The sequence below is a fragment of the Stenotrophomonas sp. RIT309 genome, from assembly GCF_000632045.1.
Taxonomy (GTDB): domain Bacteria; phylum Pseudomonadota; class Gammaproteobacteria; order Xanthomonadales; family Xanthomonadaceae; genus Stenotrophomonas; species Stenotrophomonas indicatrix.
In genome coordinates this window covers 37,102-53,342 of sequence record NZ_JFYS01000044.1, presented here as the reverse complement: position 1 = coordinate 53,342, position 16,241 = coordinate 37,102, and the positions used below count along the sequence as shown (strand labels likewise).

Here is a 16,241-nt window from a genome sequence, read left to right as displayed (position 1 = left end):
CATCCGGACAGCTTTCCATGACATCTCGCGTCGCACTGGTCACCGGCGGAACCGGCGGCATCGGTACCGCCATCTGCCAACGCCTGGCCGACCAGGGCCACCGGGTCGCCACCAACTACCGCGATGAGACCAAGGCCCGCGCCTGGCAGCAGGCGATGACCGAACGCGGCTACCACGTGGCGATCTTCCCGGGCGATGTCTCCGACTCTGCCAGCGCCGAAGGCCTGATCCGCGCGGTCGAGGCCGAACTGGGCCCGGTCGAGATCCTGGTCAACAACGCCGGCATCACCCGCGACACCACCTTCCACCGCATGCGCGCGGAGCAGTGGCACGATGTGATCAACACCAACCTCAACTCGGTGTTCAACGTCACCCGCCCGGTCATCGAGGGCATGCGTCGACGCGGCTGGGGCCGGGTCATCCAGATCAGCTCGATCAACGGCCTGAAGGGCCAGTACGGGCAGGCCAACTACGCCGCCGCCAAGGCCGGCATGCATGGCTTCACCATCTCGCTGGCGCGCGAGAACGCAGGCTTCGGCATCACCGTGAACACGATTTCGCCCGGTTACGTGGCCACCGACATGGTGATGGCGGTGCCCGAGGAAGTGCGCGCCAAGATCATTGCCGACATCCCGACCGGGCGCCTGGGCAAGCCGGAAGAAATAGCCTACGGCGTGTCCTTCCTGGTGGCCGAAGAGGCCTCGTGGATCACCGGCAGCAACCTGGACATCAACGGCGGCCATCACATGGGCTGGTAAACGGCGCCAGGGCCTGAAAGCCCGTGCTGCACCCTGCCGTTGGTCATGCTGCGCAGCACGCAAAGCCTTGCTGCGCAACATTCCGGCGACGGAAAGCCAAGCCTGGCGGGGGCTGGGGCGGTTGCAACCGCTGCTGCACTGCGCCATGCTGCGCGTCTACTGTGACGAGTACCGCTTCATGGCTGCGACCCGCATCATCAAGAAGTATCCGAACCGCCGTCTGTACGACACCGAGATCTCCAGCTACATCACCATCGAGGACGTGCGCCAGCTGATCCTCGACGGCGAAGACTTCGAAGTCCGCGACGCCAAGAGCGGCGACGACCTGACCCGATCGGTCCTGCTGCAGATCATCGCCGACCAGGAGCAGGACGGTGAACCGATGCTCTCCACCCAGCTGCTGAGCCAGCTGATTCGCTTCTACGGCGATTCCCTGCAGGGCTTCATGGGCAACTACCTGGAGCGCAGCATGCAGGTCTTCCTCGACCAGCAGCAGCAGTTCCGCCAGCAGATGGGCAACCTGCTGGGGCAGACGCCGTGGGCGATGATGAACCAGCTGACCGAGCGCAACCTGGAGTTGTGGCAGGAATTCCAGCGCAACATGGGCAGCGGTTTCGGTGGCCCGCGTCCGGGTGGCACCGGAACGGGCACCGGCGCCGGTACGGCCGGCAAGCCGAACGATCCGGCCGGCGGCACCGGCACCGGCGGCAAGACCCGCCGCTGAGCCCCGCCCCGGCGGATACGAAAACGGCGCGCCATGAGCGCGCCGTTCTGTTTTGAACGCCTCTACGCGGGGCGTGGTTTTACTTCCTGCAGCCCTTGCAGACCCGCTCGACCTTGTACCCCTTCGCCCGCAGCTTCTCGACCACGCCGTCGTTGCCCAGCAGGTGCAGGCCGCCCACCACCACCAGCGTGCCGCCTTGCCCGGCCTGCAGGTACGGCAGCAGCTTGGGCACCCACGCATCGTTGCGGTCGGTATTGATGCGCTGGTACAGCTGCGGATACTTCTGGCGCATCTCCACGCCCATCCGGCTCCACAGCAGGCGATCGTCGCCGCGGCGCCAGGCCTCATGCAGCATCTGCGCCTGGGCGTCCCCCTTGCCCGCTTCGTCCAAGGCCTCGGACAGCATCTGCCGCTGCTCCTGCACGCTCATGCCATCAAGCAGGTTGATCTGGCTGGACATGTCTTCCAGGCCTGCGGTCTTCTTGCCGGCCTTCTGCGCCCGCTGCATGAAGTGCCGGTCCAGCCCCAGCTCGGGGTCAAGGCCCAGCTTCTGCATCTGCCCGACGGTGATGGTCAGGCCGACGAACCACGCTTTCATGCCCTGCAACTGCGCCAATGGCAATTGGTTCTGCGTCGCATAGGCCTGCAGCTTCTGCCAGGTCGGCGCATCCAGGTCACGCTTGAGTTCACTGCCGTCCTTGCGGGTAGCCACCTGCACCATCTGGCTGGCCATCTGCGGCGACTGCAGTTCCTCAGGGGTCACTTCGAACAGCACACGCTGCGAGGCTTCGAATGCCTGCTCGACCTCGGTCGACAGTGGATAGTCCTGCGGCTTCAACAGATGGAAGGAACCCAGCAGGTACAGGCGTGCATCTCCCTGCCCGGTGACCTTCCACAGCAGCGGCACCGGCGGCTTGCCGGCCGTGGCTTCGGCCGGCGCATCGCGCGCGACGGCCAACGGACCGACGGCGCAGGCAGCGAGAAAAACGGCACTGCGCAGCAACAGTTTCATCAACATGTTCAACCCTCTCCTTCAGGCAGGTGATACGTCTTTTCACCCGCTTCCACGCGCAGGTCCAGGCGGTTTTCCGGCGGTGCCAACGGACAGGTCGCATAGGCGGTGAACGCGCACGGTGGGTTGTGGGCGTGGTTGAAATCGATCGTCACGTGGCCGTCGGCCGTGGGCGCATCGGTATCCAGATAGCGGCCGGCAGGGTAGCTGCCGTGGCCACTGGTACGGTCGGCAAAGATCAGGAACAGCGGCTGCCCCGGTTCGCCGATCGCTTCCAGCCGCCAGCTGCGGCCGTCGCGATCGAATTCCACGGCACCGGCGTTGGGCATCTCGGTGGTCAGGCCGGTGATGTCCACGATCGGCAAGGTCTTGCCTGGCGGATGCGCGATGAAGCGCGCCTGCACCTGCCATTGCGGGCCACCGGGCCAGTACTGCAGGCCGGCGAAATCGCGGCGCGCCGGTGCATCGGCATGCTTGACCCGCAGTGCGTCACGCGGGCCGCGACGGATCAGGCTGAGCTGGCCCTTGCCACCATCGAAGGCCAGCAGGGTCGGCTGCGGATCCTTGTCGGTATCCATGCGCACACGCCCGCGCACGGGCTGTCCATCAAGGGTGACATCCGTGCCGGACTCCGGCGTGAACCACCACTGGTCGCCTTCACGGCGCAGCAGGCCCAGCTTGGCCGGCCCCACCGCCAGGCGGATGCCGCTGGTGTCGCCGCTGCCGACGAAGTGCGATCGGTTCTGCAACCAGTGCAGGCCGACCAGCGCGGTCCAGCCATCGGGCCGGGTCAGGTCCTGGTAGCGCAGCACCCGCCATTGCTGTTGCTGTGCGGCGAAGGCCGGATCCTCAACGGCGGCCGGTGCCGGCGTGGGTGCCGGGCTGCAGGCCACCAACAACAGGGCCGCCAGCAGGCTGCCCATTCGGCAAAATCGCATCGGTGCTCCCCTCAACGTCCGCGCAGGAACCAGCGGTCGATCTCCGCCAGCGAAAAACGGGCCCAGGTCGGTCGGCCGTGGTTGCACTGTCCGGACCGCTCGGTGATTTCCATGTCGCGCAGCAGCGCGTTCATTTCCGGCACGGTCAGGCGCCGGTTCGCACGCACCGCGCCATGGCAGGCCATGGTCGACAGCAGCTCATCGCGCGCAGTGGCGATGCGACGGCTCTGGCCGTGCTCGCGCAGGTCGGTCAGCACATCGCGCAGCAGGCCTTCGGGCTCGGCATGGGCCAGCAGCGCCGGGATGCTGCGCACGTGCAGTGCGCCCGGTCCCGCGCGGGTGATCTCGAATCCGAGCGCAGCCAGCGTATCGGCCTCCGCCTCGGCGGTATCGGCCTCGCGCTCGCCCACCGCCAGGGTGATCGGCACCAGCAACGGCTGCGATTGCAGGCCGATGCCATCGTGCGCATTCTTCAACCGCTCGTAGCCGATGCGTTCGTGCGCCGCATGCATGTCGACCACGATCAGGCCTTCGGCGTTCTCGGCCAGGATGTAGATGCCATGCAGCTGGGCAACGGCGTAACCCAGCGGAGGTACGCCGGCGTCGGCACTGGTGACCGGCAATCCGTTCTCCATCGGCATCGGCGGCAGTGCCGCACCGCGCTCGGCACCCGCTGGCGACGCATACAACGCAGCATAGGCGGCGGGTGCGTCGGCCACCTGCAGGCCCAGCGGCTGCTGCGGGCGCCAGCCAGAGAAGCCGCCACCACCACCGCCGCCCTGCCCGGCACCGGGCGCCGGGCCGCGTACGTAGCCGAAGCTGGACGCCGTCGCGCCCGGCATCGCCGCCGCAGGGTCGCCTTCGGCCGGATGCGCCGCGCCGGCACCGATCTCCTGCGCGGTCATGCCGGCACGGGTGTCGGCCAGTGCATCCTTCAGGGTGCGGTAGACGAAGTCATGCACCAGCCGCGAATCGCGGAAGCGCACCTCATGCTTGGCCGGATGCACGTTCACATCAACGCGCGTCGGGTCCAGCTCCAGGAACAGCACATACGCTGGCTGGCGGCCGTGGTACAGCACGTCGCCGTAGGCCATCTTCACTGCATGGGCGACACTGCGGTCACGTACCGAACGTCCGTTGACGTACAGGTACTGCTGGTCGGTGCTGGCGCGCGAATAATGCGGCTGCGCGATCCAGCCATGCAGGCGCAGGCCGGCACTGCTGTGGTCCACGCGCACAGCCTGGTTGGCGAAGTCCTCGCCCAGGGTCTCGGCCAGGCGCACGTCCGAATACAGGTCGCCTGGCTTGTAGCGACGCGAGGCCTTGCCGTTGTGCGAGACGCGGAGCTCGACATCGGGACGGGCCAGCGCCAACGAACGCAGCCACTCTTCGATATGCCCCAGTTCGGTGCGCTCGGCGCGCAGGAACTTGCGCCGCGCCGGCACGTTGTAGAACAGCTCGCGCACTTCCACCGTGGTGCCGGGCGCATGCGCGCGCGGGGTCACCTCGCCGATCTTGCCGCCTTCGATCTGCAGTGCCGAACCGTGCTCATCATGGGCACGGCGCGAGGCCAGGGTGAAACGACTGACCGAGGCGATCGACGGCAGCGCTTCGCCACGGAAACCCAGCGTGGCCACTGCTTCCAGCTCATCCAGGTTGGCGATCTTGCTGGTGGCGTGCCGCGAAACCGCCAGCGGCAACTGCTCTGCGGCAATGCCGCTGCCGTTGTCGCGGATGCGGATCAGGCGCACACCGCCTTCTTCCAGCTCGATATCGACGCGGCTGGCGCCGGCATCGATCGCATTCTCTACCAGTTCCTTGACCACCGATGCGGGTCGTTCGACCACTTCACCGGCGGCAATCTGGTTGATCAGGATTTCCGGCAGCGGCCGGATCGGACGCGGATCGGGCGCGTTCATGGGCAGGCAAGGCAGGCAGACGTCATGCCACGATGATAGCGGAGCGGCGCCAGGTAGAGTCGAGATGCAGCGTACGCGGCGCCAGCCAGGCGTGGCCTGGCTTCAGCGGAAGCAGGCGATCCAGCGGGTTACTTGCTGCCGCCCGCCACGGTGCTTGCAGCGTCGATCTCGGCCTGCGCGCGCGCGGCGTACAGCGTGCCCGGCGGCGGTTGGCGGCTGAAGAAGGTGTGCACGCCATCCAGCACCGCACCGGCGACCTTGCGCTGGTAGGCCGGGTCGATCAGGCGGCGCTCTTCATCCGGGTTGGAGATGAACGCGGTTTCCACCAGCATCGCCGGCATGTCCGAAGTGCGCAGCACGGCGAAGTTGGCGCGCTCGATGTTCGGCTTGTGGTTGTTGCCGATACGCTTCAGGCCGCCCAGCACGTGCCCGGCTGCGTCCTCGGAGGATTTCATGTAACCGCTCTGGGCCAGGTCCAGCAGAACGTTGGCCAGCGTGCCTTCGGTCTGCTGCAGGCGCACGCCACCGACCAGATCGGCGGCGTTTTCCTTGTCCGCCAGCCAGCGTGCACGCTGCGAAGACGCGCCCTTGGTCGACAGCACATACACCGACGAACCGGTGGCCGAGCGGTTTTCGGCGGCGTCGGCATGGATCGAAATGAAGATGTCGGCCTTGTTCGCACGCGCCTTCTGCGCACGCATCGGCAGCGGGATGAACACATCGCTGTCGCGGGTGAGGAAGGCTTTCAGGCCAGGCGTGGCGTTGACCTGGCGAGCCAGTTCACGCGCCACCGCCAGGGTGACATCCTTTTCGCGCTTGCCGGTGGGGCCGATGGCGCCCGGATCCTGGCCGCCATGGCCCGGATCGATCGCCACCACCAGGTGACGCATGCCCGGCTGCATGCGGATGCGCGAGGCATCGCTGGGCATGGTCGGACGCGGCGACTCGGTCGGCGCAACAGGTGTCGGCACCGGCTTCGGCTGGGTGGCCACAACTGCAGTGGTGGCCTGTCCAGCCAGGATGGCTGCCGGCGACGACGTCGGGGTGCTGCTGGCGGTGGTGCCTGCTGCCGCCATCTGCACCGGGGTGGTGCTGGGTGCCGGCGTCGGCGCGGCGGGTGCCGCAGCGCTGGCACTGGCCTGCTGCTGGACCTGCGCGGTCAACAGCGCAGTGGCTCGCGCGGCATCACCACGGGACTGTGCGGTTTGTGCCGGGTTCGGGCCCGGGACCGGAGCCGGACTCACCGAAGATGCCGCTGGCGGCTGCGTCGGCGCAGGCGTCGGCGCGGGGCGACTGGCGGCCACGGCCGGGCCATCGCCCGGCCACTCGATCACCAGCTTGGATTCATTGCCTTCGCGCTGCATCTGCGGGCGGAAGGGGGCGACCGTCTCGGCCAGGTCGAATACGACGCGGAAAGTGCCCGGCACCGGCTGCCCGGTGCGCACCGCAGTCACCACGCCCTGCGGCGACGGCATCTTCAGGTTGCGCACCGCGCTGGAATCAGGGAAATCGACCACCAGCCGGTTCGGACCGGCCAGCGACAGGGTCTTGTAGCCACCACTGCCGACCAGCGCGATTTCCGCGCGGGTTCCGGTCGCACCGGTATTGAGCAGCACCTGGCGGACCTCACCGGCCCACGCACTGACGCTCGCCAGACCAAGTCCGACGGCGGCACAGATGGCAATGAGTCGATTCCCCGGGCGCATGACTCAGGATTCAATCACCGCACTGAACGGAATGCAACACCTTTTTCCTTAATAATCCGTAACCTGCCGGTGTTTGTTCTCGTCAGCCGACAGAAAGGGCCTGCAAGTCGCCACCTTCGGGAAGCCGCTGCAGCCATTCACGTCCCGTGTCGCTGATGCCAGTGAGACGCACGCGACGCCCCTGACCTTCAATCTCCAGTGCGACCACCAGATCGGTTGGCGGCAGCGCACCGGCACCGCGCTCTGGCCATTCGACCAGCCACAGCACGGCACTGCCCTCGTCCAGCCCGAGGAAATCCAGCTCGCCGGCCTGGCCGATGCGATACAGGTCCATGTGCCAGGCCTCGCCGCCACTGGACAACGGATAGCGCTCGACCAGGGTATAGGTGGGACTGCGGATCGCCCCCTGCACGCCCAGCGCCCGCAGCAGCGCGCGCGCCGTGGTCGATTTGCCGGCGCCAAGATCACCGCGCAGCTCGACCAGCGCCTGCGGCGGACGGGTGGCTGCCAGCCATTGCCCCAGCAGTTCGGTGGCGTTGCTGTCAGCAAGGAAGAATTCGGTCATCGGGAACGTTCCGGGTTGGCCAGCCGCCGCAGGGGCGCCAGCAGATCAGTGGGAAGCAGGCCGCGGGCACCGTCGGCGGCGGCGACATCGCCGGCCAGGGCATGCAGCAGCGCACCGCCTGCCGCCGCATCGAACGCAAGCAGGCCCTGCGCGCGCAGGCTGGCGATGATGCCGGTCAACAGGTCGCCCATGCCACCCACCGCCATTCCCGGGTTGCCGGCCGCAATCAGTCGCGGTGCGTGGCCGGGCGCGGCGACGATGCTGCCCGCCCCCTTCAGCACCACCACTGCGTGATAGCGCTCGGCCAGCGCCTGCGCGCTGGCATAGCGATCGGCCTGGACTGCCGCCGTGGTGGTTTCCAGCAGGCGCGCGGCTTCGCCTGGGTGCGGGGTCAGGATCGCATCGGGCAGCGCATGTGCATCCTGCGCCAGCAGGTTCAACGCATCGGCGTCGATCACCAGCGGCAGGCCTGACTGCAGCACACGCGCATACAGCGCGCGCGCCCATTCTTCCTGGCCCAGGCCCGGGCCGATCGCCACCACCTTGGCTTTTGCCAGCAACGCCGGCAGCGCTGAGCCATCTTCCAGCGCGTGCGTCATCGCTTCAGGCAACCTCGCCAGCAGCGGGCCGACATGGTCGCGGCGGGTGCCGATGCTCAGCAGGCCCGCGCCAGCACGCAGCGCAGCTTCGGCGGCCATCGCGATGGCACCGCCGCTGCCATGGTTGCCGCCCACGCACAGCACGTGGCCGGATTCACCCTTGTGGCTGTTGGCACGGCGCGGCGGCAGCAGATCCGGCAGGCGCGACTGCGTCCAGCACTCTGCAGCAGCGACGACACCCTGCCAGGCCGCATCGGCCAGCGCCAGTGGTGCCAGGTGCCTGCGCCCGGTGTATTCCAGTGCATCGCCGGTGTACAGGCCGCGGTGGGCGACGATGAACTGCACTGTCAGGGCCGCGCGTACGGCTGCGCCCGGCACGCAGCCATGGTCGGCGTCGACACCGCTGGGTACGTCCAACGCCAACACCGGCGCCTGCTGCGCGTTCAGCGCCTCGATCAAGGCCAGTGCCGCGCCCTCTGGTGCCCGGGAGAAGCCAAGGCCGAACAGGGCATCGACCCATAGATCGGCCTGGGCCAGTTCGCCGTTGAAATCAGTGACGGTGCCGCCGGCGGACCTGAAATCCGCTGCGGCGCGCTGCGCCAACGCCGTGGAAGGTGGGCTGCCCGGCAGCGCGATCAGCTGCACCTGCCGCCCGGCCTCCAGCGCATGACAGGCCAGCACATAGCCATCGCCGCCATTGTTGCCGCTGCCAACCACCACGCCGATCCGCCGCGCCTGCGGCCAGTGCTGCAGCAGGCTCTGCCAGGCCGCCTGGCCCGCCTGGGCCATCAGGCCCCAGCCACCATCGCCCGCCAGCGCGGAGGCCCGGGCATCGAGTGTGCGTGCGGCACGGGAATCGAACAGATCGGCGAGGTTGGCCATGCGGGGATTTTATACTGGTGCACATGTCCCCCGTCCCTGCCCCCCTCGATCCGGCCATGGCCGTACAGCGCATCCGCGATCTGGCGCGCGCGCATGGCTTCCAGCGCTGCGGTATCGCCGGCATCGAACTGGGCGAGGACGAGGCGCACCTGGCCGACTGGCTGGGCCAGGGCCTGTACGGCACGATGGACTGGATGGCACGCCACGGCACCCTGCGCGCGCGCCCGGCAGAACTGCTTCCCGGCACCGTGCGGGTGATCTCGGTAGGCATGGACTACTGCCACAGGGACGACACCGAAGCGTGGGCGACCCTGGCCGATCCGGGGCGCGCCTACGTCGCCCGCTACGCGCTCGGCCGCGATTACCACAAGCTGATGCGCAACCGCCTGCAGAAGCTGGCCACGCAGATCAACGATGAGGTGGCGCCGCTGGGCTACCGCGTCTTCGTCGATTCGGCGCCAGTGCTGGAACGCGCGCTGGCACGCAACGCGGGGCTGGGCTGGATCGGCAAGCACACCTGCCTGATCGACCGCCACGGCGGCTCGTGGTTCTTCATCGGCGAGATCTACATCGACCTGCCGCTGCCGATCGACACGCCGGCCAGCGCGCACTGCGGCACCTGTACGCGCTGCATCGACGTCTGCCCGACCCAAGCCATCACCGCCCCGCAGCGGCTGGATGCGCGCCGCTGCATCTCCTACCTGACCATCGAGCATGACGGTGCGATTCCAGTGGAGATGCGACCGCTGATCGGCAACCGCATCTATGGCTGCGACGACTGCCAGCTGGTCTGCCCCTGGAACAAGTTCGCCAAGCGCACCGACGAAGCTGACTTCCGCGCCCGCAACAACCTGGACACCGCACGCCTGGACCAGTTGTTCGCCTGGGACGAAGCTGAATTCCTGCGCCGTACCGAAGGCAGCCCGATCCGCCGCAGTGGCCATGAGCGCTGGCTGCGCAACATCGCCGTGGCACTGGGCAATGCGCCAACCACGGCAGAGACGCTGTCGGCGCTGCAGACGCGCGCCGAGGCTGCTTCACCCGTAGTCCGCGAACACGTGCAATGGGCACTGGCCCAGCACGGCCAGCGCTGACGTGCGATCCTGAGCCCCCTGCTCCATCTGCCCCACGCCGTAACCATGCAGCCACGCAACAACGACGTCTTCACCCCCAGCCAGCTCAACACCCTGGCGCGCGACCTGCTGGAAGGCAGCTTCCCGGCGATCTGGGTGGAAGCCGAACTGGGCAGCGTGGCGCGGCCGGCGTCCGGCCATCTGTATTTCACCCTGAAGGACGCGCGTGCACAGTTGCGCGCTGCGATGTTCAGGATGAAGGCGCAGTACCTGAAGTTCGTTCCGCGCGAGGGCATGCGCGTGCTGGTGCGCGGCAAGGTAACCCTGTACGACGCCCGTGGCGAGTACCAGATGGTGCTGGACCACATGGAGGAAGCCGGCGAAGGCGCGCTGCGTCGCGCGTTCGAGGAACTGAAGGCGCGGCTGGAAGCCGAGGGACTGTTCGACCCGGCCCGCAAGCGGCAGATGCCGGCCCACGTGCAGCGCCTGGCGGTGATCACCTCGCCCACCGGTGCCGCCGTGCGCGATGTGCTGAGCGTGCTCGGCCGCCGCTTCCCGTTGCTGGAAGTGGATCTGCTGCCGACCCTGGTACAGGGCGCAACCGCTGCCGCACAGATCACCCGCCTGCTGCAGGCCGCCGATGCCAGCGGTCGCTACGACGTGATCCTGCTGACCCGTGGTGGTGGCTCGCTGGAAGACCTGTGGGCCTTCAACGATGAAGCGCTGGCCCGCGCAATCGCCGCCAGCGGCACGCCGGTGGTCTCGGCGGTGGGTCACGAAACCGACTTCAGTCTCAGCGATTTCGCTGCTGACCTGCGCGCGCCTACGCCATCGGTGGCCGCGGAACTGCTGGTACCCGATCAGCGCGACCTGGCCCTGCGCCTGCGCCGCAACGCGGCTCGCATGGTGCAGCTGCAACGCCACGCCATGCAGCAGGCCATGCAGCGCGCTGATCGCGCCCTGCTGCGCTTGAACGCACAGAGTCCGCAGGCACGACTGGATCTACTGCGCCGTCGTCAGCTGGACCTCGGACGTCGCTTGCATGCGGCGCACAACCAGCAGCAGGAGCGTCGCGCAGCCCGTTTGCGCCACGCTGCCGCAGTGTTGCGGGGCCATCATCCGCAGCGGCAGATGGAGGCGCTGCGACGTCGCCTTGCCGCGTTGGGCGGGCGCCCACAAGCGGCGCTGCAGCGCCTGCTGCAGCGTGATGCGCTGCGCCTGCGTGGCCTTGCACGTTCGCTGGAAGCGGTCAGTCCGCTGGCGACCGTCGCGCGTGGCTACAGCATCGTGACCCGTGCAGACGATGGCGCGCTGGTGCGCCGGATCGAGCAGGTACAACCGGGTGACGCACTGCAGGCCCGGGTCGGCGACGGCGTGATCGACGTACAGGTGACTGCGGTCAAGTAAGGGGTGTTCGGCAGGGCTGCGCCCTGCACCTGCCGAATCAAATGCAACAGCCGAAGCAACGGCAGAAGCTGGCTATCCGTGGGATGGCGGGGTGGGCCCGGTTGCGGGGGACGCTGCAAGTACGTCCATGTAAGCTCGGTCGCGCCATCCATGGCGCTCACGCCCCCGCAACCAGACCCACCCCGCCTTCGAGAGTTTCCCGGTGGCGGTTGGTACATCCATGCCATGCGTGAATGAATCTCCATCGAGATCGAATATTTCGACAATTGATCGAAATGCATCCACGCATGACGTGGATCTACCGTGTCGACCAAGGTCGACACCCACCAAGGGCAGGCCATGCCGTTCCGACAGATCGCGAAATCTGTCGAACGCGGGGTGGGTCCGGTTGCGGGGGTGTCAGCCGCATGGATGCGGCTGCCAAGCCCCCATGGACGGGTTCACGGCGTCCCCCGCAACCGGACCCACCCGCCATCCCACAGGAAGCCAGCTTTTGCTGTTGAGGTTGCCGGCCAGCGGCCGGCACTACCGCTTCTGCGGGTGCAGGGCGCAGCCCTGCCGAACCACCCTTTACCTGGCCTGCTCGCAGAACTTCTGCCGATACTCCAGTGCCTTCGGCATCAACGCCTGCAGGTTCTGGATACGGGTACCCGGATTGGGGTGGGTCGAGGCGAACTCCGGCGGCGACTGGCCACCACCGGCCTGGCCCATGCGCTGCCACAGCGGCACCGCCTCGCGCGGGTCGAAGCACGCCGCGGCCGCCAGCATCAGGCCCACTTCATCGGCCTGCGTCTCGTGGCTGCGCGCGTACGGCAACAGGTACCCGTAGCCCATCGCCGACATCATCATCTGTTGCTGCTGCGCATCCATGCCACTGGCGGCGCCGGCTACCTGGCCGATCTGGGTCAGCTTCTGCTGGGCCATGCGCTGTGCACCATGGCGCAGCAATGCGTGGGCGATCTCATGGCCCATCACCACCGCCATCGCATCGCGGGTGCGCGCCACCGGAATCAGCCCCGTGTAGACCGCCATCTTGCCACCGGGCAGGCAGAAAGCATTGGCCTGCTCGGACGGAATCACGTTCACTTCCCACTCGAAATCGCGTGCGAAGTGTGCCGGCTGCAGCCCGTGTTCCTGCGCCAGCGCGGTTTCGACCACGTCCACCTTGGCGATCAGTCGCTCGGCAATTGCCCGGACATCCCGCGAGACCTGTTCATTCGGGCCCAAAGGGCGCTCCTGCGACAGGATCTGCTGGTAGGCCTGCAGGCCCAGCGCCTTCTCCTGGCTGGCGTCCAGGCTGCTGTCGATCAGCACCTTCTCGCCGGTATAGGGGTCGACCGCACGGTTGGAGAACCAGTAGAACGCCGCGTAGCCGGCGGCCAGCAGCAGCACCCACCAGCGGATGTTGCCGAACAGGCCACGCCGCTGCTGCGGCGAGCGGGAAAAAGGATCGTTGCGCATCGGCTGGTCTTCCGGCTGACCCCGCCGGCCGGCGGGTACGGCGCAATCTTAGTGCGGCGCTGCCTGCGGCGGGTGAAACCGGCGCCGATCCAGTCGTGCCCGTCAGATCCCTCGCACCAGTCGGAAGCCGATGCGCGCGTTGGTGGTATCCGAATCCTGCGATTGCCGCCACGCCGCCCGGGTCTGCTCCGGCGCGTTGGCCCAGTTGCCACCCCGGATCACCCGTGAACGGCAACCCGGGTTGAACCACGCCACACCATCAGCCGGCGCGCGCCGATAGCTGGCATGCCAGCAATCGGCCACCCACTCGCTCAGATTGCCGCCCATGTCATGCAGCCCGAAGGCGTTGGCCTGGAAACTGGCGACCGGGGCCGGTCCCCACCAACCATCGCCATAGCCGACGAAGGCGTTCTGCCAATGCCTGCCCGAAGGCGAAACATCCTTGCTGCCGGTGTAATTGCCACTGCCTTCCGGTGGCAGACCGGCATCGCCCCACGGGTAGCGGCCACTGCTGCCGGCACGCATCGCGTACTCGAACTCGGCCTCGCTGGGCAGGCGGTAGCTGCGGCCGGTCTGTTCGGACAGCCAGTTCGCGTAGTTCTCGGCATCACGAACGCTCACGTGCATCACCGGCGAATTGCCCAGTGCCCGCCCGCCGTCATAGTCGGACCGCCAGTCCACGCCGCTGCGACGGATGAAATTGCCGCTGCGCTCGTCATAGACCACCGAATGTCCACGCCGGGTCGCACGTGGGCGGGCATTGGTCGCCTTCACATAGCGCTCGAAGTCACCCACGGTGATCTCGGTGATCGCCATCGCGTACCCACGCTCGAAACGCACATAGTGCGATGGCCGCTCTGCGTCGGTTGCGCCCGGTTCGGTATCACTGGCGCCCATCTGGAATCCGCCATGCGGCACCACGATCATCTGCGGTCCACGGCCGCCATCACGCAGCGCATCGCTGAACACCTGCCCCGGCCGGAAGCTGCCGTAATGGGTGGCCAGTTCGATGCGTTCGCGCAGCTGCGCCACCACCGCGTCCCCCGGCAAGGCAATGCGCAGCGCTTCGGCCAGCTTCTCGCGCGCGGGCTTCAGCCCCTGCGGGGTAGTCAGATCATGCAGGCCGCCATCGCGCAGCTGGACCAGTGCCGCTGCACGGATCTGCTCGATGCGCTCGAACGCATCGGCGATGGTCGGTGACGAGTCCCGCACCTTGCTGGCTTCTGCCAACCACGCGCCGGCACTGGCGAAATCGCGGATACGCGCGGCATCCTCGGCACGCCGGATCAGCCCACTTTCAGCAGCTGCCAGGCCCTGCCGCGCGCGACGATTCGCCGGGTCCAGCGCAAGTGCCTCACGGAAGTTGCCAATCGCACCATCCCCCGCTTCGCCGATACGGTCGGCACGCAGATCGTCTTCGCCCGCGCGGTTGTAGGCGACCACACGCTGCGCGGTCTCGACCCGCCCCTGCAGCGCGCGCACCTTCTCGTCCTTCGGCGCCAGGGTCAGCAGCACCAGCGCCTGGCGCCCGGCTTCGGCCAGCGCCTCACGCTGCTGCAATGGCCGCTGCAGCAACGCATCGGCCTGCTGCTGCAGCTTCTGTTTCGCGCGTTGCAGGCCCAGGCGCGCCTGCCGATCGTCGGGTTCCTCCTCCTGCACTGCCAGCCACAGGGGCACGGCCGCATCGCCATCTTCATACAGATGCCCCCGCGCGAATGCCTGGTCGGCAGCCCGGCGCAGCTGTGCCAGCGTACGTCCCTGGCGATCGACCCGCGGCGGCGTCCACTGCTGGATGTCCTCGGCCGCGTCGTCACCGGCAATGGTCACCGTGCCCCGCCCGGTACCACGCGCCGGACCGGCCTCTGGTGCGGGATCGGCCGGCTGGGCTGCGGTGGCACCGGCGGTCTGCGCAGGGGGCGACGGCGTGCAACCGGCCAGGCTCACAGCCAAGGCGGTAAACAGCGCGGGCGACAGCAGAAAACGCAAGCAGGGCCTCCTTCGGCACGGATGCGGACCGACGTTAGGCTATTCTCCCCTGCCTGAGCAAACCCGAGTAGTAGGCCCTGACACGTGGCAACCTGGATCACCACCCCCGCCGAGCTGGACACATACCGCCAGCAGCGGCCGACCCGCATCGGCCTGGATACCGAATTCATCCGTGAACGCACCTTCTGGCCACAGCTGGCGCTGGTGCAGATGGCCGTCGGCGAGGACATCCTGCTGATCGACCCGTTGATTCCCGGCATGCCCGAGGCCTTGGCGCCGTGGCTGGCCGATGAATCCATCACCAAGGTCATGCACAGTGCCAGCGAAGACCTGGTGGCGTTCAAGTGGACCTGTGGCGTGCTGCCGCGTCCGTTGTTCGACACCCAGATCGGCGCCGCGCTGGCTGGCATCGGTGCTGGCATGGGCTACCAGAAGCTGGTGCAGGAGATCACCGGCGTGGCACTGGAAAAGGGCGAAACCCGCTCTGACTGGATGCGCAGGCCGTTGTCGGACTCCCAGCTGAAGTACGCCGCCGACGACGTCGAGCATCTGTTCGCGATGCACGACGCCATCTCCGCCAAGCTGGAAACGCTGGGGCGCCAGCAGTGGCTGCACGACGATGGCGAGCGGCTGCTGGCCAGCGTGGCAAATGACGAAGACCGCTGGCCCCACCTGGGCATGCGCTCGGCGCAGTTCCTGGACGCGCCCGCGCAGCGCCGCCTGCTGCGCCTGCTGCGTTGGCGCGACGTGCAGGCGCGCGCCAGCGACCGCCCGCGCAGCTGGATCCTGGACAACGAACTGGCCGCCACCCTGGCACGCACCCCGCCAGCCGATGCCGCTGCAGTGAGCAAGCTGTTCGAACAGTTCCCGAAGGCGCCGCGCAAGCTGGCCGCTGCGGTATGGCAGGCGCTGGACACGCCGCTGGCCGACGAAGCCGATGCGCCGTTGGCGATGCAGGCCAGCGATGCCAGCAAGCAGCTGCTGAAGAAGCTGCAGGATGCGGTGGCCGAACGCAGCCGCGAGCTCGGCCTGGCCGACGGCGTGCTGGCCTCACGCAAGCATCTGGAAAGCTATCTGGAGCATCAGCAGTGGCCGGCTGCACTGGCTGGCTGGCGCCAGCAGGAACTGGAGCCGCGGTTGCAGGCGTTGTTGCCGAAACGCTGAAGGCAGGCACCGGCTGCTGGCCATCCGCATCAGCCGGCATGCTAGCG

General features: G+C 67.8%; 13 protein-coding genes. 5 read left to right on the top strand and 8 right to left on the bottom strand.

What is annotated here, in order from left to right; genetic code table 11:
• Positions 1-17: 17 nt before the first annotated feature.
• On the top strand, positions 18-758 hold the full coding sequence (gene phbB, locus BW38_RS00775; RefSeq protein ID WP_025876381.1) for an acetoacetyl-CoA reductase: 741 nt from the start codon (positions 18-20) through the stop codon (positions 756-758).
• 178 nt (positions 759-936) lie between these two features.
• Entirely contained in the window at positions 937-1,482 is a 546-nt protein-coding gene (gene phaR / locus BW38_RS00780) for a polyhydroxyalkanoate synthesis repressor PhaR (protein ID WP_032978885.1), read from the top strand.
• 79 nt (positions 1,483-1,561) lie between these two features.
• Here the strand turns inward: phaR and BW38_RS00785 are convergent, their stop codons facing one another.
• The 6 genes from BW38_RS00785 to BW38_RS00810 form a co-directional block, all read right to left on the bottom strand.
• Entirely contained in the window at positions 1,562-2,500 is a 939-nt protein-coding gene (locus BW38_RS00785) for a TraB/GumN family protein (protein ID WP_032978689.1), read from the bottom strand.
• Positions 2,501-2,502: 2 nt separating this feature from the next.
• Positions 2,503-3,432 (bottom strand): DUF1684 domain-containing protein, encoded by a 930-nt coding sequence (locus tag BW38_RS00790; protein WP_032978687.1) that lies wholly within the window; start codon positions 3,430-3,432, stop codon positions 2,503-2,505.
• Positions 3,433-3,443: 11 nt separating this feature from the next.
• The gene (mutL, locus tag BW38_RS00795; RefSeq protein ID WP_032978685.1) at positions 3,444-5,351 is read right to left on the bottom strand and encodes a DNA mismatch repair endonuclease MutL; all 1,908 of its coding nucleotides are present in this window, start codon (positions 5,349-5,351) and stop codon (positions 3,444-3,446) included.
• A gap of 128 nt (positions 5,352-5,479) precedes the next feature.
• Positions 5,480-7,057: an N-acetylmuramoyl-L-alanine amidase gene (locus BW38_RS00800; RefSeq protein WP_032978683.1), complete on the bottom strand. Its 1,578-nt coding sequence runs from the start codon at positions 7,055-7,057 to the stop codon at positions 5,480-5,482.
• Between the two features lie 82 nt (positions 7,058-7,139).
• Positions 7,140-7,622: a tRNA (adenosine(37)-N6)-threonylcarbamoyltransferase complex ATPase subunit type 1 TsaE gene (tsaE, locus tag BW38_RS00805; RefSeq protein WP_025876369.1), complete on the bottom strand. Its 483-nt coding sequence runs from the start codon at positions 7,620-7,622 to the stop codon at positions 7,140-7,142.
• On the bottom strand, positions 7,619-9,103 hold the full coding sequence (locus BW38_RS00810) for an NAD(P)H-hydrate dehydratase (protein ID WP_032978681.1): 1,485 nt from the start codon (positions 9,101-9,103) through the stop codon (positions 7,619-7,621). The genes tsaE and BW38_RS00810 overlap by 4 nt, the downstream gene beginning before the upstream one ends.
• Before the next feature lie 23 nt (positions 9,104-9,126).
• Here BW38_RS00810 and queG point away from each other — a divergent pair, with 23 nt between their 5' ends.
• Complete coding sequence (gene queG / locus BW38_RS00815) at positions 9,127-10,197, top strand: tRNA epoxyqueuosine(34) reductase QueG (protein ID WP_032978678.1); 1,071 nt, start codon at positions 9,127-9,129, stop codon at positions 10,195-10,197.
• A 45-nt stretch (positions 10,198-10,242) separates the two neighbouring features.
• Positions 10,243-11,583 carry an exodeoxyribonuclease VII large subunit gene (gene xseA / locus BW38_RS00820; RefSeq protein ID WP_032978676.1) on the top strand — a complete coding sequence of 447 codons (1,341 nt, stop codon included), beginning with the start codon at positions 10,243-10,245 and terminating at the stop codon, positions 11,581-11,583.
• 570 nt (positions 11,584-12,153) lie between these two features.
• Here the strand turns inward: xseA and BW38_RS00825 are convergent.
• Positions 12,154-13,044, bottom strand: coding sequence for a M48 family metallopeptidase (locus tag BW38_RS00825; RefSeq protein ID WP_025876363.1), 891 nt, complete (start codon positions 13,042-13,044; stop codon positions 12,154-12,156).
• A 102-nt stretch (positions 13,045-13,146) separates the two neighbouring features.
• Positions 13,147-15,030 (bottom strand): formylglycine-generating enzyme family protein, encoded by a 1,884-nt coding sequence (locus BW38_RS00830; RefSeq protein ID WP_025876361.1) that lies wholly within the window; start codon positions 15,028-15,030, stop codon positions 13,147-13,149.
• An 84-nt stretch (positions 15,031-15,114) separates the two neighbouring features.
• Here BW38_RS00830 and rnd point away from each other — a divergent pair, with 84 nt between their 5' ends.
• On the top strand, positions 15,115-16,194 hold the full coding sequence (rnd, locus tag BW38_RS00835) for a ribonuclease D (RefSeq protein ID WP_032978673.1): 1,080 nt from the start codon (positions 15,115-15,117) through the stop codon (positions 16,192-16,194).
• Positions 16,195-16,241: the final 47 nt, after the last annotated feature.

Excerpts from the sequence above, each read along its gene's own strand:
- phbB (WP_025876381.1), top strand. The coding sequence starts at position 18 with ATGACATCTCGCGTCGCACTGGTCACCGGCGGAACCGGCGGCATCGGT.
- phaR (WP_032978885.1), top strand. The coding sequence starts at position 937 with ATGGCTGCGACCCGCATCATCAAGAAGTATCCGAACCGCCGTCTGTAC.
- BW38_RS00785 (WP_032978689.1), bottom strand. The coding sequence starts at position 2,500 with ATGTTGATGAAACTGTTGCTGCGCAGTGCCGTTTTTCTCGCTGCCTGC.
- BW38_RS00790 (WP_032978687.1), bottom strand. The coding sequence starts at position 3,432 with ATGCGATTTTGCCGAATGGGCAGCCTGCTGGCGGCCCTGTTGTTGGTG.
- mutL (WP_032978685.1), bottom strand. The coding sequence starts at position 5,351 with ATGAACGCGCCCGATCCGCGTCCGATCCGGCCGCTGCCGGAAATCCTG.
- BW38_RS00800 (WP_032978683.1), bottom strand. The coding sequence starts at position 7,057 with ATGCGCCCGGGGAATCGACTCATTGCCATCTGTGCCGCCGTCGGACTT.
- tsaE (WP_025876369.1), bottom strand. The coding sequence starts at position 7,622 with ATGACCGAATTCTTCCTTGCTGACAGCAACGCCACCGAACTGCTGGGG.
- BW38_RS00810 (WP_032978681.1), bottom strand. The coding sequence starts at position 9,103 with ATGGCCAACCTCGCCGATCTGTTCGATTCCCGTGCCGCACGCACACTC.
- queG (WP_032978678.1), top strand. The coding sequence starts at position 9,127 with ATGTCCCCCGTCCCTGCCCCCCTCGATCCGGCCATGGCCGTACAGCGC.
- xseA (WP_032978676.1), top strand. The coding sequence starts at position 10,243 with ATGCAGCCACGCAACAACGACGTCTTCACCCCCAGCCAGCTCAACACC.
- BW38_RS00825 (WP_025876363.1), bottom strand. The coding sequence starts at position 13,044 with ATGCGCAACGATCCTTTTTCCCGCTCGCCGCAGCAGCGGCGTGGCCTG.